This window comes from Dyadobacter fermentans DSM 18053 (genome assembly GCF_000023125.1).
Lineage (GTDB): Bacteria > Bacteroidota > Bacteroidia > Cytophagales > Spirosomataceae > Dyadobacter > Dyadobacter fermentans.
On the sequence record NC_013037.1, the window covers coordinates 4528685 to 4548387 of the forward strand.

The 19703-nt window shown below is 48.9% G+C and carries 16 protein-coding genes; 8 read left to right on the forward strand and 8 right to left on the reverse strand.

Annotated elements, in window-relative coordinates:
* Positions 1-108 precede the first annotated feature (108 nt).
* From dnaN to DFER_RS29285, 3 genes are all read left to right on the forward strand, one after another.
* A complete protein-coding gene (gene dnaN, locus DFER_RS18455) occupies positions 109-1233 on the forward strand; it encodes a DNA polymerase III subunit beta (RefSeq protein WP_015813169.1) in 1125 nt (374 codons plus the stop codon).
* 186 nt (positions 1234-1419) lie between these two features.
* A complete protein-coding gene (locus DFER_RS18460; RefSeq protein ID WP_015813170.1) occupies positions 1420-1794 on the forward strand; it encodes a BlaI/MecI/CopY family transcriptional regulator in 375 nt (124 codons plus the stop codon).
* 2 nt (positions 1795-1796) lie between these two features.
* Positions 1797-3692: a M56 family metallopeptidase gene (locus tag DFER_RS29285; protein WP_015813171.1), complete on the forward strand. Its 1896-nt coding sequence runs from the start codon at positions 1797-1799 to the stop codon at positions 3690-3692.
* Positions 3693-3746: 54 nt separating this feature from the next.
* Here the strand turns inward: DFER_RS29285 and DFER_RS18470 are convergent, their stop codons facing one another.
* Together DFER_RS18470 and DFER_RS18475 are read right to left on the reverse strand one after the other, a co-directional pair.
* Positions 3747-4823 (reverse strand): ferredoxin--NADP reductase, encoded by a 1077-nt coding sequence (locus tag DFER_RS18470; protein WP_015813172.1) that lies wholly within the window; start codon positions 4821-4823, stop codon positions 3747-3749.
* Positions 4824-4955: 132 nt separating this feature from the next.
* Positions 4956-6170 (reverse strand): pyridoxal phosphate-dependent aminotransferase, encoded by a 1215-nt coding sequence (locus tag DFER_RS18475; RefSeq protein WP_015813173.1) that lies wholly within the window; start codon positions 6168-6170, stop codon positions 4956-4958.
* Between the two features lie 183 nt (positions 6171-6353).
* On the opposite strand from DFER_RS18475, the gene DFER_RS18480 reads away from it, so the two are divergent.
* Positions 6354-7880 (forward strand): RtcB family protein, encoded by a 1527-nt coding sequence (locus DFER_RS18480; RefSeq protein ID WP_015813174.1) that lies wholly within the window; start codon positions 6354-6356, stop codon positions 7878-7880.
* A 183-nt stretch (positions 7881-8063) separates the two neighbouring features.
* Here the strand turns inward: DFER_RS18480 and DFER_RS18485 are convergent, their stop codons facing one another.
* The gene (locus DFER_RS18485) at positions 8064-8483 is read right to left on the reverse strand and encodes a hypothetical protein (protein WP_143828762.1); all 420 of its coding nucleotides are present in this window, start codon (positions 8481-8483) and stop codon (positions 8064-8066) included.
* Between the two features lie 845 nt (positions 8484-9328).
* On the opposite strand from DFER_RS18485, the gene DFER_RS18490 reads away from it, so the two are divergent.
* A complete protein-coding gene (locus DFER_RS18490) occupies positions 9329-9799 on the forward strand; it encodes an SRPBCC family protein (protein WP_015813176.1) in 471 nt (156 codons plus the stop codon).
* Between the two features lie 211 nt (positions 9800-10010).
* On the opposite strand, the gene DFER_RS18500 is transcribed toward DFER_RS18490, so the two are convergent.
* The 3 genes from DFER_RS18500 to DFER_RS18510 all read right to left on the reverse strand — a co-directional run bounded on the left by DFER_RS18500 (position 10011) and on the right by DFER_RS18510 (position 12802).
* Positions 10011-10220, reverse strand: a complete 210-nt coding sequence (locus tag DFER_RS18500; protein WP_015813177.1) for a hypothetical protein — start codon at positions 10218-10220, stop codon at positions 10011-10013.
* A gap of 8 nt (positions 10221-10228) precedes the next feature.
* Complete coding sequence (locus DFER_RS18505; protein ID WP_015813178.1) at positions 10229-11473, reverse strand: BamA/TamA family outer membrane protein; 1245 nt, start codon at positions 11471-11473, stop codon at positions 10229-10231.
* Positions 11474-11590: 117 nt separating this feature from the next.
* Positions 11591-12802, reverse strand: a complete 1212-nt coding sequence (locus tag DFER_RS18510) for an NADP-dependent isocitrate dehydrogenase (protein WP_015813179.1) — start codon at positions 12800-12802, stop codon at positions 11591-11593.
* A 116-nt stretch (positions 12803-12918) separates the two neighbouring features.
* On the opposite strand from DFER_RS18510, the gene DFER_RS18515 reads away from it, so the two are divergent.
* Together DFER_RS18515 and DFER_RS18520 are read left to right on the forward strand one after the other, a co-directional pair.
* Entirely contained in the window at positions 12919-13515 is a 597-nt protein-coding gene (locus DFER_RS18515) for a 5-formyltetrahydrofolate cyclo-ligase (protein ID WP_015813180.1), read from the forward strand.
* A gap of 172 nt (positions 13516-13687) precedes the next feature.
* Positions 13688-14698, forward strand: coding sequence for an aspartate-semialdehyde dehydrogenase (locus DFER_RS18520; RefSeq protein WP_015813181.1), 1011 nt, complete (start codon positions 13688-13690; stop codon positions 14696-14698).
* 68 nt (positions 14699-14766) lie between these two features.
* Here the strand turns inward: DFER_RS18520 and DFER_RS18525 are convergent, their stop codons facing one another.
* Positions 14767-15984: an NADH-quinone oxidoreductase subunit D gene (locus tag DFER_RS18525; RefSeq protein WP_015813182.1), complete on the reverse strand. Its 1218-nt coding sequence runs from the start codon at positions 15982-15984 to the stop codon at positions 14767-14769.
* 2 nt (positions 15985-15986) lie between these two features.
* Positions 15987-17492, reverse strand: coding sequence for a glycoside hydrolase family 10-like protein (locus tag DFER_RS18530; protein ID WP_229206042.1), 1506 nt, complete (start codon positions 17490-17492; stop codon positions 15987-15989).
* Between the two features lie 391 nt (positions 17493-17883).
* Between DFER_RS18530 and DFER_RS18535 the strand changes: the two genes are divergently transcribed.
* On the forward strand, positions 17884-19698 hold the full coding sequence (locus DFER_RS18535) for a glycosyltransferase (protein ID WP_015813184.1): 1815 nt from the start codon (positions 17884-17886) through the stop codon (positions 19696-19698).
* Positions 19699-19703 lie beyond the last annotated feature (5 nt).

Sequence of the window (19703 nt, forward strand, 5' to 3'; positions counted from 1 at the left end):
AACGCGGATGGCGCTTCCGTAATTTTTTATACTTTTGTTCCCTACAATCAAGTTTTTCCGGAATCTTCCGCATATAAATCTATCAACCAAACACTTACGTCACGAATTATGAAGTTTGTCGTTTCGTCATCAGTTCTACTCAAACAGCTGTCAGCTATAAACGGTGTCGTTTCAACGAACCCAATTGTGCCAATCCTCGAAAATTTCCTGCTCACGCTCGACGGAAATTCTCTCACCGTGACCGCATCCGATCTTCAAACCGTCATGATTACGGAAATTGAAGTGGAATCATCCGAAAAAGGAGCTATTGCCATTCCAGCAAAGTTGCTGCTCGACACCCTCCGCGGCCTGCCCGAGCAACCCATTACCTTGCAGGTGAATGCCGAAACATTTGGTACCGAAATTATTTCCGATAACGGCCGCTATAAACTGTCGGGCGAAAACCCGATCGATTTCCCGAAAACGCCGGTTGTGAACCGCGGCCAGTCCGTGGATTTCTCGTCGGTTGCATTGGGTTCGGCTATTTCCAACACATTGTTTGCAACCAGCACCGACGATCTTCGCCCGGCTATGACGGGGGTTTTCGTGCAAATGGGGGCTGAAAGCGCTACTTTCGTGGCAACCGATGGTCACCGCCTCGTTCGCTACCGCCGTACCGACATTAAATCGGACATTGACACGTCGATGATCATCCAGCGAAAAGCATTGAACCTGCTGAAAAGCTGCCTGCCATCGGAAGATGTACCCGTAAAAGCGGAATTCACTTCTTCCAATGCATTTTTCAGCTTCGGAAACATCCGCATGATCTGCCGGCTGATCGACGAGCGCTTCCCGGATTACGAGAACGCAATCCCGACCAACAATCCGAACACGCTCACCATTAATCGTCTCGAAATACTCAGCTCCCTGCGCCGTATTTCGATCTACTCCAACCGGACTACCCACCAGGTGCGCATGAAAATGGCGCTGAATGACCTGGTCATTTCCGCGGAAGATCTCGATTATTCTAACGAAGCCAACGAGCGCCTGATGTGCGAATACAATGGAGACGATATGGAAATCGGTTTCAATGCGAAGTTTCTCATCGAAGTATTGGGTAATCTTTCGAGCAAAACCATCACTTTCGAACTTTCCGCTCCAAACCGCGCCGGATTGATTATTCCCGTAGATCAGGAGGAAAATGAAGACATTCTGATGCTGGTCATGCCAGTTATGCTGAATACCTACGTTTAGCACACAAATCATCACAAAATACCAAGTCCGGTCGCATGGCCGGACTTTTTTATTGCATAATTACCTCAAAAGCAATACATTAGATATCAATTCTAGTTTACTACGAAAAAAATCGTAGTAAAGGCTTGCATGTACGATTTTTTTCGTAGATCTTTGGTACGAAGATTATCGTAATTAACTAGCACCATGTATATCAAGCCCACTGACTCTGAACTCGAAATCCTGAACTACCTCTGGCAGGCAGGACCTAGTACTGTCCGTGCCGTGCATGACGCCCTTTCCGAAACTAAGGATGTTGGCTACACCACCACCTTGAAACTCATGCAGATTATGCATGACAAAGGGCTGCTCTACCGCACCGAGCAAGGCCGATCGCATATTTACGTGGCGCTCCTTGGCAAAGAGGAAACGCAGCAGAACTTGGTAGGTAAAATGGTTGAAACCCTGTTTCAGGGCTCTGCGGCACAGATGGTCATGCAGGCGCTGGGGAATCACACCACCTCCAAGGAAGAACTGGATGAAATTCGCGAGTTATTAAATAACCTGGAAAACAATCGTTAGCCATGAAATTCTTCTCAAATCTGTTACCCGGTCCCGCCGTTTCCGCATTTGGCTGGACGCTCATCCATTCGATCTGGCAGGGAACACTGCTGCTGCTGGTCGCCGTGGCCGCATTCTATTTTTTGAGAAAAAAATCCGCCAGCACGCGCTACCTCGCGGGTGTTGGCTTTCTTTTCGCCCAGGTTCTCGCTTCTGTCGCCACATTCATTTACTACTATCCTAAAACCACCGGCGCGGTTTCCAATACAAAAACTTTGGCGCGCTACACCGCATTGTCGGCATCCCGCACATGGGCGGAAGTGTCGCGCGACCTTCCCATTACATTGAAAGTACAAATGTGGCTCACCGCTCATTTGCACGAGCTCGTTATTTGCTGGCTTATCGGCTCGGGCATTCTCCTGCTGCGCTTTGCCGGTGGCTGGATTTTCACCGAAAGACTCCGCATGAACGCCCAATTGGTGATGGACAAGGAGTGGCGCGCGAGGTTCGGGGTGATGATTGCCAAAATGAATATTTCGCAATCCGTAGACTTCCGCGAGACGGCCAAAGTGCTCACACCTATGGTGATAGGCACGTTCAGGCCGGTGGTACTGATCCCGATCGGGTTACTTTCAGGATTTTCGACAGCCCAGGTTGAGGCGATTCTCGCACACGAGCTCGCGCACATCCGCAGGAACGATTACCTGATTAATATGCTGCAATCGTTCGTGGAGGTGATCTTTTTCTTCCATCCTGCGATCTGGTGGCTGTCCGAAAAAGTCCGTACAGAACGCGAGCATTGCTGCGACGACATCGCGCTGGTCGTTTGCGGAGACAAAATGTCCCTCGCCCATGCCCTGGTGAAAGTGGCCGAATGGCAGGCAACGCCCGGCCTGGCCATGGCATTTGCTTCCAAAAAACCACTGCTCCTGCACCGCGTACAGCGTGTTTTAGGGTTAAATCCTAAACCTGTCCGTACGTTTTCAAGCCTTCCTGCAATGATTTTCGCAATCGGACTGGTCATTGGCATTTCGGCTTATGCGGTGGCACAAAAGGTTGAAAAAGACAAGGAAAAGAAGGCCGCCAAACATATGACTGTCAAAAAACGGAAGCCGGCAAAAGTAGAAACCCGTGTGGAGCAGGAAGTGGAAGAAGTGGCCGAAGTTGCTATTGAAGAAGCCGTGCTGGAAAGTATAGAGCCGGAAATCGCTTATGCCGGCGTGCATATCGAAGCGCCTGAAACGGGATTCGAGTACTCAGGCAATGATACGCTCGACAAAAAGATGTGGGAAATCAACCAAAAAATCCGCGCAATGCATGAAGAGTTGAAGCCCTATCATGCGAGATTGCAGGAGTTGCATCTCGAGCGCGAGAAATATCGGTTTGAAACAGAGCGGTTTGAACGTGAAATCGAGAAGATCGAGTGGAAAAAGCGGCGTGCCGAAGAGATGAGGTCCGACTTAATGGAAAAAAGATCCGTTCTTTTTAATCAGGATGGAAAAGAATCGAAGCTCAGCGACGCGGAACTTGACAAGCAGTTAGCAGATTTTGAGCAGCAGATCAAAGCACAGGAACAGGTTATTTCCGACCTCAATAACCAGATTTCCAATACGACCAAGGAAGCATTCAAGGCCGACGTCCCCGAGCAAAAAATACAGAGGGAGATCGAGGAGGTGAATTTCAAGATCAGCGAACTTGGTAAGAATATAGGGTTGGAAACATTTAATTACCGGAAAATGCAGGGTATCGAAGAGCCTCCGCGCGCGCCACGCGTGGTCCGCGGATCGCGTTTACAGCGCGCAGGCACGCCACCCCCTCCCCCACCCGCTCCGGCGGCGGCACCGGCAAAAGTGGTCCCGGCAGTCCCGGCGAAACCCGCACCGGCACCCAAGCCTCCGCTTCCGCCCAAGAAAGATTAAGCAAAAAGGGCAGCGAACGACTCGCTGCCCTTTGCATTTAAATACACAAAATCGTCACTCAACCTCAATCACCACATCATCGCTCATCGGATGTGTAACGCAGGTGAGGATAAATCCTTCATTCACTTCCGCCTCCGAAAGTGCATCCTCCTCATCCATTTGCACTTTTCCGGATGTGCACCGGCCCATACAAGCCGTACACATACCCGCCTGGCACGAATACGGCAGGTCAATGTCCATATTTAATGCGGCTTCGAGCACTGTTTCGTGCGGCTTTACGGGTAGTTTATACTCCGTACCCTCGTAAAACAGCGTGATTTCGCGTGTTTTGGGCGAATCATCATCCTCTGCTTCGGGCTCCACGGTCACTTCGCCGGGCTTGGCGGAAGTTGCGGTAATGAAGCTCTCCTTCCGGATTTTGCTCTCTGGAACGGCGAGAATGGAAAGCGCGCGATGCGATTCTTCCATCATATCCTCGGGGCCGCAGAGGAAATATTCTGCTTCTTTGATGTTCAGCGTAGGGAGCTTTTCGATGATTTTAAGGACGTGGCTCTTGTTCAACCGGCCAGTTTCGCCTTCCCAGCCTTCACCGGGCTGGCTTAATGTGTGCACAACCGTGATCCGCCTGCCATACTTATTTTCCAGCGCCGCGATTTTGTCTTTAAAAATAATACTGTCTTCCCGTCGGCTTCCGTAAATCAGGAAAATTTCACTTTCCGGCTCCACCATCAAAACCGATTTCAGAATTGAAAACAATGGTGTAATGCCGCTTCCTGCACCGATAAACACCACCTGGCGCGTCTGGTCGTCGGCCTGTTTGGGGAAAAAATGGCCCATCGGCTCCAATGTTTCGAGCACGTCGCCTTCTTTCAGCGTATCGAGCAGAAGATTGGACGCATAGCCGCCCGGCACGCGCTTAATGGTAATAGCCAGCGAAACATCGGTATAAGGCGAGCTCGACATCGAATACGACCGCCGGATTTTTTTATCTTCGAAAGGCAGCAGCAATGTCAGGAACTGCCCCGGACGATACTGAACCACTTCGTTGATCGGGTGCCAGAAATGGATGGTCGCAGCCTCCTCCGTTTCTTTTTCTATCTCCTTTATTTTTAAAAAATAATATTTGCTCATTGTTGGCGGTCGGCCTTCGGCGTCAGCTTTTGGCTCGTTTACTTTAAATTTAATGGTGTGCGCTTCTTATTATCGACAACACAAAAGCCTCACAGGTAACACCCATGAGGCTTTTATGATTTCATTTTGATATTATTTCAAAGTCGCAACCGCTTCTTTGATACGCTTTACCGCTTCTTCCAAAGCTTCGTCGGCAGCGGCGGTTGAGATACGGATGCAGTTTGGCGCACCGAAACCTGAACCTGCTACGGTCGAAACGTAGGATTTGTTCAAAAGCCAGTTGGAAAAATCGTCGGAATCTTTGATAACAGTCTCGCCATCAGACTTTCCGAAGTAGTAGCTTACATCCGGGAATGCGTAAAATGCGCCTTGGGGTACATTCACTTTGAAGCCCTCGATGTCTTTCAGCAAACCTACCACGAGGTCACGACGGCGGTGGTATGCCTTCGCCATTTCGATAGAAGGCTCCTTCGGACCGTTGAATGCAGCCGTAGCCGCTTTTTGCGCGATAGAGTTGGTTCCCGAAGTAACCTGGCCTTGCAATTTCTCAACACCATCCGCGATCCATTTCGCGGCAGCGATGAACCCGATCCGCCAGCCTGTCATCGCATAACCTTTCGCCACACCGTTCACAGTGATCACGCGGTCTTTCAATGCAGGAATAGAACCGATGCTGAAATGGCCTTCCTCGGTAAAGTTGATATATTCGTAGATTTCGTCTGCCAGCACGTACACGCCTTCGTGTTTTTCGAGCACCGCAGCGATCTCTCTCAATTCTTTTTCTGAATAAACAGCGCCAGTCGGGTTGTTGGGCGAAGCGTACATTACCACTTTAGTACGTGGGGTAATGGCAGCTTCGAGCTGTGCCGCAGTTACTTTGAAATCATTTTCAAAAGCACCGTCGATGATCACCGATTTTCCTTCGGCCAGTTTCACCATTTCGGAGTAGCTCACCCAGTAAGGCGCGAAAATCACCACTTCGTCGCCGGGATTTACCAGAACCTGGATCACGTTCGCGAGTGAATGCTTGGCACCGGTTGAAACCACGATATTTTCGGGTTTCCAATCTATATTATTGTCGCGCTTTAACTTATCGGCAATGGCCTTTCGCAGATCAGGGTAACCTGCTACGGGTGAATAACCGTGAAAACCATCATCGATGGCTTTTTTAGCGGCCTCGCAAATGTGTGCGGGCGTCTTGAAGTCTGGCTCTCCAACGCTCAGACTGATCACTTTATGGCCTTGGGCGGCCAGTTCACGGGCCATTTTGGTCATCGCCAGCGTCGAAGATTCTTCGAGGGCGTTGATGCGGTCGGCCAACCGGGTTTGCTCTGCTACTGCGGACATTGCAACGTTTTAATTAAGTTAAAGAAGGTACTGCGAACTGTATCAACAAATTGCCCGCAAAGGTACGGGTTTTTTAACAGTTGCATTGTATTATGTCAAGAAAGATTTAATGGCCGCGTATCAATGAGCAGGCGGCAAACCCGAACTGCTTGAAATGGCGGCACATTCAGCGATATTTGTCTTATGGACACACCCATCACAATAGAAGAAATCACCTATCTGGCCAACGTGCCGGAACACCTGCACGCCGCATTCCTGCGGGTGGCAAATGGCCTGCATGAACGTGCGAAATACCCGAAAGAGAAGGTATTTCTGATGCTCGTCAAAATGCTGAACGACCCGAAAAAGTACGCCTATTCCAAAAATAAGCTCACTAATCTGGCCAAAACCGTCTATGACCTCAAAAAAGCCGGCACGGAAATTTCCCTGACCGACGACGGCAAGGAGCTTATCTATAATGAAGAGGCGGTACTCACTTTGGAAGAAAAAGAGCCTGCCCGAAAGAACACATTCAACCTCCGCGAGGACAAGCTGCATTACGCCGTTTTCGGCAAAGAGCAGATTGAGGAAGGTGCATTGGCGCAAATGGAAACCGCCGTTAGTTTACCCATATCGGTCGCTGGCGCATTAATGCCGGATGCCCACCAGGGCTACGGATTACCCATCGGCGGCGTGCTTGCCACGGAACCCGATAAGGTTATCCCCTACGCCGTGGGCGTCGACATTGCTTGCCGCATGTGTATGTCGGTCTTTGACATTCCTACCGATTACCTCAAACGCGAGCCGCATTTCCTGAAAAAGATCCTCACCGAAAACACCAAATTCGGCATGGGCGGCGAAACTGCGCGCAAGTACGACGAAAGTGTGATGGACCAACCCGAATGGCAAGCCACCAAAACGATCCGTTCGTTGAAAGACAAGGCCTACCGGCAGCTCGGCACTTCGGGAACCGGCAACCATTTTGTAGAATGGGGTATTGTAGAAGTATTTGAAAACGACCCGCTTTTGAATTTACCCAAAGGCGAATACCTGTCGCTTCTTTCGCATTCCGGCTCGCGCGGCTTCGGCGGAAGCGTGGCCAATTACTATTCCAAACTGGCTATGCAAAAGACGGTGCTTCCATGGCAAGCCGCGCATTTAGCATGGCTGGACTTAAACACCGAAGAAGGCCAGGAATACTGGATCGCGATGAACCTCGCCGGCGACTATGCCTCGGCCAACCACCACGAAATCCACAACAAAATGGCCAAATCACTGGGTGAGAAGCCATTAAAAATGATAGAAAACCACCACAACTTCGCCTGGAAAGAAACCCTCGCCGACGGCCGCGAAGTAATCGTTCATCGCAAAGGCGCCACGCCCGCCGGCTCCGACGAACTCGGTATTATTCCCGGCTCGATGAGTCAGCCGGGGTACGTCATCCGAGGCAAAGCTAATGCCGCTTCCATCAACTCCGCTTCCCACGGCGCCGGCCGCGTCATGTCGCGTACGAAGGCGCTTTCCACCACCACCCGGAGCCAGATGAATAAGATTTTGCAGGACAATGGCATTCAACTCATTGGCGGCGACCTCGACGAATCGCCGATGGTTTACAAGAATATTGAGGATGTGATTGCTGCGCAATCCGACCTGGTGCATGTGCTGGCGAAGTTCTCGCCTAAGATTGTGCGGATGGCGGATGCGAATCGGAAGGAGGGGCGGGAAGATTGAACTGACAAATTAATAACCGTTATGCGATTAAAATTAGGAGAGAAACTGATTGTGCATTTCCTGAAATTGAGTGAGTTAGTAGGAATTCAAACCATATTAACAATACACAATCGCGCGGCGAAGCGTCTAAGACGCTAACTTCCAAAACGTTCTGGCTATTGGACACTAAATCCTTCGTCTACTTCATATCCTACTTAATACATTGTTGCGTTTAACCCTCGCGAATGTCGACTCGTCTTCGAACTGCCCTAGATATGTGCCGTTATCGTCAAAATCAATGATCTCTCCGTTTTTAACAATTATGCTAATTAGATTGTCAGAGGCGGAATTAATTTTAATTTCGGCGTATCTTGCCGCCAGATTATCGCTATCGCAATGTATTTGAATCTCCATTTTCACGAGCTCACTTTTTTGATAGGCATCTTCTCGGTTTTCTATACCAAATTCCCTTAAGTGCGCTTGTAAGTGCGTCTCTCCGTTATTAGGGATGCAACCGTAATCTGCTACCTGAAAGGCAAAAAGGCATTCTTCCCAAAGCAGGTCTTTTATTAGGTCGAGCTGGTTAGTTTCAATTTTTAGGACATCCGTCAGCGTTTCGAACATTTTTTCAGAAATTTTGGGACGCTTTATATCGGAGGAGAAGAAAGTAAATAAGACTTCCCTTTCGAATAACTTTACGTATAGTCGACAGGTGCCGATTCCAATGTCATTCCAATTTATCAGGTTTATTAATTCGTTACTCGTCATCATAACATCAATTTAAATTACATTCACGCAAAACAGCAGGTTTCTCCCGTAATACTCAAATGTGTTTTTTTAACGGCATTGAATTGTTATCAAAGGGAAACGCGCCTGTGCTGTCGCTCGCTATGAAATCATGCAAACTGAGAGTTGTAACCCAGATTTTTCCACGCAACGACAACCAAATTTCATACCGCTTCGCCTTTACTTGGCCTTGACAGCTTTACAGCTTATTTTTTCTAGTTCGTTGTGTGGTTGCAATTAGGAGGGAAAATAAATATGCATCTTCCTGAAATTCAGTAGATTAATATATCTTTAAATCATATAACAATACACAATCGCGCGACGAATCGTCTAAGAACTAATTTCAAAAAATTTCTGGCTATTGCAGATCAGTTTTTCGAGACGATACGCATAGACTTAGCAAGTCATATTTGCTCGGAGCTTTGCTAGATTTAAAAGATTTGAACGTGGTTTGGGAATTCGTTTCTGATTAGAACCCATACTTTGAAAACGATTATACTGGAGCCGCTTCCCGAATCGTTGCACATTTACATTACGATTGTGACGAAGCAGTTGGCCTTGATATGATTTTCAAAAGCGGGTGGAGCAGGCCATCAATCATAAAAGAGGAATAAGGCCCGCGGACGGCTTGACATTGTCGTACTAATTGTGAATTGCCATAATCCAAACTTTAAATAATCAAGATGCCAACCATTCTACTTCAAACGCCAATAGAGGCTTCACCGGAAATATGTTACAAACTTTCCCTCAATGTTGACCTGCACAAGATCTCAGCAAGTAGAACCGGTGAACACATTGTTGCCGGCGTTGCCAGCGGTATCATGAAATTAGGCGATTCAGTTACATGGAGAGCCAAGCACTTTGGAATATGGCAGACGCTGACAACAAAAATAACATTTGCCGAACCCTATGTCCAGTTTGTGGATGAAATGACTCAAGGAGCTTTTAAGTCAATGAAACATGAGCATTTCTTTGAACCAACGGGCACCGGCACCGTCATGAAGGATGTCTTCCGGTTCCAATCTCCATTTGGCCTCGCCGGGAGATTTTTTAATCACCTCATTTTGGAAAATTATATGAGAGAATTTCTCATCGAGAGAAATCGGCAGATAAAAGAAATAGCAGAATCAAATTTGCGAAATCGCTTTCTATGATGAAATTGGTTAAAAAACCTAAAAATAGAAAATTAGGCACATCGTTGCCTGAGACATTTGCGGATAATCTCAGAGAGGTAATTTCCTGCCACCCATTCGCGGAGAATGAGGCTGATGGCGATTCAAGATTGAAGACCGCTCAACAGTACCTAAGAAGATCAAAGCCGACAAATTTCGATATAGATCCGCTGGACCCACATTGCCAATAACCTTAGTCAATTTCCAGTTGCGTCTTCACTTCTTCCAGACTATGCCAGGTTTTGGCTTCCGCTTTCACATTCAGAGCTGATAAAAAGTCCGAAAGGTCTTCAAAGCTGTCAAACTCGGAGAGCACCATCTGCAAGGCGTCGTATACTTCAATAGGCAAAACCGCGAATTTGGGTTTGCCGTCCTCTTCTATTATTTGTGCGTGCAGGTTCATTCCTCAATTTAAAACACCTCCCCCAAATTCACAAACAACCCCCGAGACCCGTCCATCCCAAACCCATAATCAATCGCGATATTAGCGCCGGACGTCTTATTTACCTTGATACGAATTCCCAATCCTCCTGCGGGAGCAATGCGCCGGAAGCTTTTGGAAGGCCAATCGGATACACTTTGCGCATTGGCAAAGAGTACGCCTCCGAAAAGACCGTTTTTAGTCAATGCGAAGCGATATTCCGTTTCAAAATAGAGCAGATTAGGACTGCGGAAACGGCCCTGAATGTAACCTCGACCAATACTGGTTGTCGGGTCCCAGCCCGTGGCGGGAAGGTCGAGGTAGGGTGGCTTGCCGATGGTGAGCCAGTTGTAGTTCCAGAATGCGAGGGTGTTCTGGCTTCCCTGAGGCAGGTTGAAATAGCGGCGTACGTCGATCACGACAGACTGCCAGGCATTGGTACTGCCTAGCCCTTTCATGTTTGGCCGCACCTGAACATTGCTGTAAAAGCCTTTCAAAGGATTGATGGAATTCGTCCGGCTGTCATAGGCGAGCGTAAAAAGCGGCCCGACTGACGACGACTTTGTCCCCAACCCATAATCTCTCACATCCTGGTTCAGTTTCTCTTCCTTGTCCGTTTGCATGATCTGCCACCTTTTGTCATAGGCAAACCCCAATCCCACGAAAAACGACTTGCCAATCCGCTTTAAAACCGTTTGATGCAATCGCAAATGCTTGTATTTCAAATTAGTAGCATCCCTGATTTTGGAATCCATACCCAGGCCGTAAGTATCCTGCGGATATTTGAAAAACCGCCAGTCGACGATGAAATTGTAGTTGTTATGGCGCGTCCAGATGTTGGCCTGGACGGGGATCGTCATTTGCTTGTATTCCGTATAAATGAAATTAGTGGTAATGCTGGAAATATTAGTTGTTTTCGGGCTGCTGGTGTAGAATGCGATGTTTGCATTGAGTGAACCTGTAAGGCCGGAAGATAACGTATAGCCGCCGGCAGGTACCAGCGAGAAAATCGGCTTGCCGGATTTGATCTTCGGAACACGCACAGAATCCGATTTGTCCTTCGATTTCCACTTCCTGAGCACGTCGATCAGGTCTTTTTGCATTACTTTTTGCGCAGAATCGGCCGTGGCGACGGTGTCCTGCACGGCCGCTTGCGGGAATGCTACATAACTACCGGCTTGCAAACCATTCACGGTCAGCATTGTTAGCACGGTCCCTATGTAGAAAAGTTTCATTAGCAGGTCGGGTTTGTTGAGTACATTCTTAGTAATATATATTAAAATAGTACCCGCCACAAAAAAAGCCACCGGCTTCTTGCGAAACCGATGGCTTTGTACCACTATTTGTGGTTATTATGCCAATGCAGCTTTCAAATTCTCGTCGATCGCTTCTAGGAACTCTTCTGTGTACAGGTAGTGATCACCATGTTTCACATCGTTTCCGTGCAGACCAACAGCCAAATCCTTGGTCATTTTTCCACTTTCCACAGTTTCGATACACACTTTTTCCAAAGCGTTAGCGAAATCGATCAACGGCTGGTTGTTGTCCAGCTTACCACGGAACGCCAGGCCGCGGGTCCATGCGAAGATGGAAGCGATTGGGTTAGTGGAAGTTGGCTTGCCTTTCTGGTGCTCGCGGTAGTGGCGGGTTACTGTTCCGTGTGCTGCCTCAGCTTCCATTACTTTGCCATCCGGCGTAACCAAAGTTGAAGTCATCAAACCCAGTGAACCGAAACCTTGCGCAACGGTATCCGACTGAACGTCACCGTCGTAGTTTTTACAAGCCCATACGAAGTTACCTTCCCATTTCAATGCGGAAGCCACCATGTCGTCGATCAGACGGTGCTCGTAATGTACTTTTCCTTTGTATTCGTTTTCGTACACTTCCTGGAAAATATCCTTGAAGCGGCCGTCGTATTTTTTAAGGATCGTGTTTTTGGTAGAAAGGTACAATGGCCATCCTTTGTCCAAAGCCACATTAAAGCATGAACGCGCGAAGCCGCGGATCGACTCGTCGATGTTGTACATACCCATCGCTACACCTGCACCTTTGAACTGGTACACTTCGTGCTCGATCACTTGTCCGTCTTCGCCTTCGAATTTGATCGTCAGTTTACCTTTTCCAGGTACCACGAAGTCGGTAGCGCGGTATTGGTCACCAAATGCGTGACGTCCTACGATAATTGGCGCTGTCCAGTTGGTAACTAGTCTCGGCACATTTTGCATTACGATCGGCTCACGGAACACAGTACCATCGAGGATGTTACGGATGGTTCCGTTTGGCGATTTCCACATTTGTTTCAGACCGAATTCTTCAACACGGGCTTCGTCAGGTGTGATGGTTGCACATTTGATACCCACGCCGTATTCTCTGATAGCGTTGGCAGCATCGATGGTCACCTGATCATTGGTCTCGTCGCGGTACTCGATACCCAAATCGTAGTATTTGATATCTACATCGATGTAAGGGAGGATCAGTTTTTCCTTGATAAACTTCCAGATGATGCGGGTCATTTCATCGCCATCCAGCTCTACGACGGGATTGTCAACTTTAATTTTGCTCATGTCTTAGATTCTATACAATAGTTAAAGATTTTGAAATCAGACCGTGAAAGTACGAACAATAGAATAAAAAGGCGAAATTTCCCGCGATTACATCCCCAAAAAGACGACACTACCCGATGAAAAAGGCGGCATTGCGCAAGGAGTTTTTACAAAAAAGAAAGGAGGCCGACGGGCAATGGCTGATCGAAAAAAATGCCCTCATTGCGCAGAATCTGGAAAAATACGTTCAGCAAAATCATTTCAAAACACTCCACACCTTCCTGCCGCAACTCGGCTCGCGCGAAATCGACACCTTTTTCATTATTGAGTCGTTCCGCATTGCATTTCCTGCCATGCGCATTGCAGCACCCTACATTGTTCCCGGCACGCGTGAAATGGAGCATTATTTGGTAACGCCTTCCACGCATTTGGTTTTAAATCAATGGAAAATTCCTGAACCTGACCCATTGACTGCTGAAAAAATACGACCCGAAGAAATCGACATTATACTGGTACCGCTTCTCGCGTTCGACCGCAAAGGTTACCGAGTCGGTTATGGCGGCGGCTATTACGACCGCTTTTTGCCTCAAACCCGCCCTGATTGCATCAAAATAGGCCTTTCCCTCTTTGAAGAAGTGGAGGCGATAGAAGATATCGATGGTTACGACATTCCGCTCGACGCGTGCATCACACCAGGAAGATTGTATGATTTCAAAAATCTGAAAGCCTATTAAACAACTCTGAAATGTCGGATTTATCTTCCTTCCTGAATTTTAATGCATTAATGGTTGATTTTCCGGTATCATTCTAAAAAACTGCGTAAATTTGCGGCACTTTTTGCGAGGCGGCGCAAGTCGTTTGCAGGGAGTAAATCATATTCTATCCATTTTTAATCTTAATGCAAGAATGAAAATCGCAGTAGTAGGCGCTACCGGTTTGGTGGGCGGCGAAATCCTCAAAGTGCTCGAAGAGCGTAATTTCCCGGTGACGGAGCTATTGGCCGTCGCATCTGAAAGGTCTGTTGGTAAGGAAGTTACATTCAAGGGTAAACAGATAAAGGTGATCGGCTTCGAGGATGCGATTGCTGCCAAACCGGAGATCGCGATCTTCTCGGCCGGCGGTAGCACTTCATTGGCGCTCGCACCGAAATTCGCGGAAGCAGGCATCACAGTGGTGGATAACTCATCGGCATGGCGTATGGACCCGACCAAAAAACTGGTTGTTCCGGAAATCAATGCAGTAGAGTTGACGAAAGAAGACAAGATCATCGCAAACCCGAACTGCTCGACCATTCAAATGGTGGTGGTTCTGAATCCTTTGCACAAAAAATATAAAATTAAGCGTGTGGTTGTTTCCACTTACCAATCGGTAACAGGAACAGGCAAAGCAGCCGTGGATCAATTGTTCTCCGAGCGCGCTGGCGACCACAGCAAAGACAAAGTGTACCCGCACCAGATCGACCTGAACGTGCTTCCGCACATCGATATGTTCCTCGACAATGGTTATACCAAAGAGGAAATGAAGATGACTAACGAAACGAAGAAGATCATGAGCGACGACAGCATTGCGGTAACCGCAACGACTGTGCGTATCCCAACGATCGGTGGTCACTCTGAGGCAGTTAACATCGAATTTGAAAACGAATTCGATCTGGAAGAAGTTCGTCAGATCCTGAGCGAAACCGAAGGCGTAATCGTACAGGACGACCCGAAAAATGCATTGTACCCAATGCCATTAACGGCGCACGGCAAAGACGAAACTTTCGTAGGCCGCATCCGCCGCGACGAGTCTCAGCCTAAAACGCTGAACTTGTGGATCGTAGCGGATAACCTGCGTAAAGGCGCTGCTACTAATGCCGTTCAAATCGCTGAATTCCTTGCGAAACACGATTTAGTTGGTGTAGCTGCGGAAGCGTAGTTAAGAGTTATATATGAATGAAAAGAGCCGCGATCATGCGGCTCTTTCCATTCATATATTAGTCTATATTATCTGTCAACCTCTCCCATTACAACATCGATCGAGCCGATTACAGCGACTAAATCGGCCAGCAATGCGCCTTTTGAGATTTCACCAATTACCGAAAGGTTATTGAATGAACAAGCCCGCGCCTTGCAGCGAACAGGAATATCAGCGCGGCCGTCGGTGCGGAAATAGAAGCCCAGCTCCCCTTTCGGGCTCTCGCCGCGGACGTAGAAATCCATCGCTTTCGGCCTTATTTTCTTCGGAACCAACGCTTGCGGGTCAAAATCGCGGGTTCTTCTGTGATCTCCCTGCAACTGCACCAGGCTTTGCTCGATGATTTTCACCGATTCCCAGCATTCGACCACGCGCACCCAGGTGCGGTCCCAGCAATCCCCCACTTTGCCCAGTTTTCCTTCGCCGATCGGTATTTCAAAATCCAGCTCGGGGTAAACGGAATAGCCGTCCACTTTTCTTAAATCATATCTCAAACCCGAACCGCGGAGCATTGGACCGGTACAGCCATAGTTAATGGCGACGTCCAAAGGCAGCACGCCTACATTCGCGGTTCTTTGAATAAATATCTTATTATCCACCACAAGCTGCTGCAATTCGATCAGCTTCGGTTTCAGATATTTAATAAACTCCGCACAACGTTCTTCGAAACCGACCGGCAGATCATAGAACAAGCCACCTATCCAGATATAATTGTACAGCATCCGCGCGCCGCACGTCCATTCGAGCAGGCGCAGGATTTGCTCACGGTCGCGCATCATCCACAGGAACGGCGTGTACGCGCCAATGTCCATCGCGTACGTACCGAGCGCGACAAAGTGTGAGGCCAGCCGGTTAAGCTCGGCCACCACCACGCGGATGTACTCCACGCGCTTCGGAATATCGTTTTCAATGCCCAGCATGCGCTCCACGCCCATCACATAAGCATGTTCCGAGTTCATGGCCGCCACGTAATCCATCCGATCCACGTAAGGGATAATCTGGTTGAATGGCAGCGATTCCGCGTGCTTTTCGAAACAGCGGTGCAGGTATCCCAAATGCGGCACGACGTCTATCACCACCTCACCGTCCGTCACCACTTCGAGGCGAAGTACGCCGTGCGTCGACGGGTGCTGCGGGCCCATATTGAGCACCATTTCCTCTGTACGAAGGCTTTCGGAGTTGTATTTGGTGGGTGCCGACGCGATGAAATGCTCGGGCTTGTATTCGTATTGAATGGCGTTGCTCATAACTAAAACCGGACTAGCTTCTGATCGTGTACTTCCACACGCAACGGACCGATCGGCCGGCCTTCATTGTGCAGACGATCCACCGCTGTAACATAATAAACATATCTTTTGCCCGATTCGGCTGTCATGTCCACGAATTTTTCACCCTCGTGGCACATTCCGAGGATGCGGCGCGGGTCGTGGGCGCTCGCCTTTTCCTCCGGCGGGAAGCGGTAAATGACGTAATACCAGGCCTTATCGCCGTCCGCCGCGGCATCCGGCTGCTCCCAGGTGAGCTCAATGCCACGAGATAACAAGGTGGCTTTCAGGCTCCTAGGCGATAGTGGCGGCACTTTGTCCTTCCAGGGCATGGTCGGGATTAATGCAGGATATTTGAATAAATCCCTCCTCAGCGAATCGACAAAACCCAGGCTGTTGGCCCGCAGCGACCTCGAACTGAAAAATATCGACCCATCCGCTTCCACATTGCGGAAGTAGCGGACCTGGTTGGGAATCTCCTTCGGATTCGACCAATGCGAATCCTTATCCTTATATCCGACACGGTACGCGCCCATACCTATATATAAATGTCGCTCGAAACAGTTTTCGGTCCACCAATCGACTAGGTTTTTGTACGGCACACGATTGAAACCGGACGAAAAGTAAACCTGAGGCGCAATGTAGTCGATCCAGCCTTCTTTTACCCAGCGGCGGCTGTCGGCAAACAAATCGTCGTACGAAGCGAGCGCGCCAAATGTTTTGGAGCCTTCCGCGTCGCGGTCCCTGTTGCGCCACACGCCAAACGGGCTGATGCCGAATTTGAGTCGAGGGTTCAGTTCTTGGAGCGCTTCATGGATTTGTTTTACCAATAAATCCACATTATGGCGGCGCCAGTCGGCTTTATTGGTGTAGCCATCGGAATATTTTCTGAATGTAGCGTCGTCCTGGATGGTCTGCCCGGGAGCGGCATACGGGTAAAAATAATCGTCGAAGTGAATGCCGTCCACGTCGTAATTTCTGGCCACGTTCACCGTCATATCAGTAATGAATTTGCGCACTTCGGGAATGCCGAAATCAAAGAGTTTATAGCCGTCGTAGCTCAAAATCCATTCGGGATGGAGTCGGCTGATATTCTCGGCGGAAACACTTTTGGAAGATTTATGGACGAGCCGGTTGAGGTTCAGCCAGGCGTGAAATTCGAGTCCGCGCTTATGCGCTTCGGCGATCATGAAATCGAGCGGGTCCCACATCGGGTCGGGCTTGCGGCCCTGCACGCCCGTAAGCCATTCGGACCACGGTTCGGGGCTTTTGGCATAAAATGCGTCACCCGCGGCGCGCACCTGCACGAACACCGCATTCATCCCTACCCGTTTGTGAAAATCGAGCAGATTGGAGAATTCTTCCTGCTGCTCCTCAGGTAAAAGATTTTTGCTGCTTGGCCAATCAATATTGTCGACAGTGGCAATCCAGACCGCTCTGAACTCTCTTTTCGGGGGCAGGTCACTCTCCGTTTCAGCGCTCTGTGCCATGCAACTTTCCAGCAAAAACATGATAATAACGAAGGAAAGCGCAACAATTTTAATTTTTTTCACTATCTGACCAATGCAAAATGTTAATCCAACCAAAGTAACGTAATTTGGAACAAAGTTAGCCGACAACCGTCTTAATTTCGAGCAATAACGGTTTGATTTGGATCGGCATATGAAATTCAGCGCCTGGCCCTTTTTCTTGAGTTAATTATATTTTGGCGCTGGAATGATGTTTTAAACCGGCTTTCGTGCAGTATTAACAAACATTCATGTGTTGTAATTGTGAATTATTTTTCTGCATATTTATTGTGTAATAGCAAGGATTTTTGTGACAGAACCGGAAGCAGGATCCCTTTAAAAATACCCTAGTAACGCTTAAACTGTACCCTGATTGGAACCATTTGTCAAAACCACTAAGAAAAACGTCCTGTTCGAAGTTGCATGGGAGGTTTGTAATCAAGTTGGAGGGATATATACTGTCATAAGGACCAAAGTGCCTGCCATGGTGGAAAAGTGGGAGGAAAACTACTTTTTGCTGGGCCCTTATTTCGAAAAGAAAGCGTCTTCCGAATTTGAGCAGATTCACGACCTGGACGATTCTCCGGCCGGTCGGATCGTCAAGCGAATGCGCGAAATGGGCTTTGCGGTGTACTACGGCTACTGGCTCGTGACCGGCAAACCGCGCGTCGTGCTGTTCGATATCGACAGCATTATGAGCCAGCTCGATGTGATCAAATTCAACCTTTGGGAAAGAAACCGCATTCCGACAATCAACGTCGAACATCTTGTCAATCAGACGCTTTGTTTCGGAGAACTTGTACGTATATTCCTGAAAGAATATGCGGATGAGAATGCGAAACGGGAAGAGATTTTTGCGCAGTTCCACGAATGGATGGCCAGCAGCGGCTTGCCCGAGCTGAAACGTGAAAATGTGAAAGTTGCCACGACGTTTACCACGCACGCTACCATGCTGGGCCGCTACCTGGCGCAGAATGTCTCAGGTTTTTATAACAAACTGCCGTTCTTCGACTGGGAACAGGAGGCCAAAAACTATGGCATCGTGGCCCAATGCTCGATCGAGCGCCAGGCCGCGCTGAGCGCACATGTACTCACCACGGTGAGCGACGTGACTGCCCGCGAATGCGAGGTGTTCCTCGGCCGCATGCCCGACCTCGTCACGCCCAATGGCCTCAACGTGGTGCGTTTCCAGGCGGTCCACGAGTTCCAGAACCTGCATTTGAAGCACAAAGAGCGCATTCACGAGTTCGTAATGGGGCATTTCTTTCCCAGCTACTCTTTCGACCTCGACAAAACGCTGTACTTTTTCACCTCTGGCCGCTATGAGTATTCCAATAAAGGTTACGACCTCACGCTGGAAGCCCTGGCGCGCCTGAACTGGAAAATGGTACAGGCCAATATGGACATGACGGTAGTGATGTTCATCGTCACCAAGCAGCCATACACGTCGGTGAACCCTGATGTGCTGCAATCCCGCGCGGTGCTAAATGAGTTGCAGGAAACGTGTACGGCCATTGAAAAGGAAGTGGGCGAAAAGCTCTTCCTCGCGACGGCATCCGGCACCGACCATAAAATGCCCGATCTAAACGAATTTGTCGACGAATATTGGCGCCTGCGCCTCCGCCGGACGATCCAAAGCTGGAAAACCGACAAGTTGCCGGCATTCGTGACCCACGATTTGAAGCAGGAGGACGGCATTACCGATTTCTGCAAGCGCGCCAACCTCGTCAACAACGAGCGCGACCGCGTGAAGATCGTTTATCACCCGGATTTCATCGCATCTACGAACCCATTGTTCGGTCTGGATTACGGTCAATTTGTACGCGGCTGCCATCTGGGCGTTTTCCCGAGCTACTACGAACCCTGGGGTTACACGCCGTTGGAATGCGTCGTCCGCGGCGTGCCAACGGTCACCAGCGACCTCTCCGGCTTCGGCGATTACATCATGCAAATCATGCGTGACTACGAAAACCGGGGCATTTACGTGATCAACCGCAAATCCCAGAATTTCTCGCAAGCCGCTGACCAGCTCGCCGACATCCTCTTCAAATTCGTCCGCATGCAACGCCGCGACCGCATCATGCAGCGCAACCGCGTCGAGAATATCTCGGATGTTTTCGACTGGATGAATTTGCGGTCTTACTACGATACGGCGCACGATTTGGCTGCGAAGCGGAGGAAACCTTGATAAAA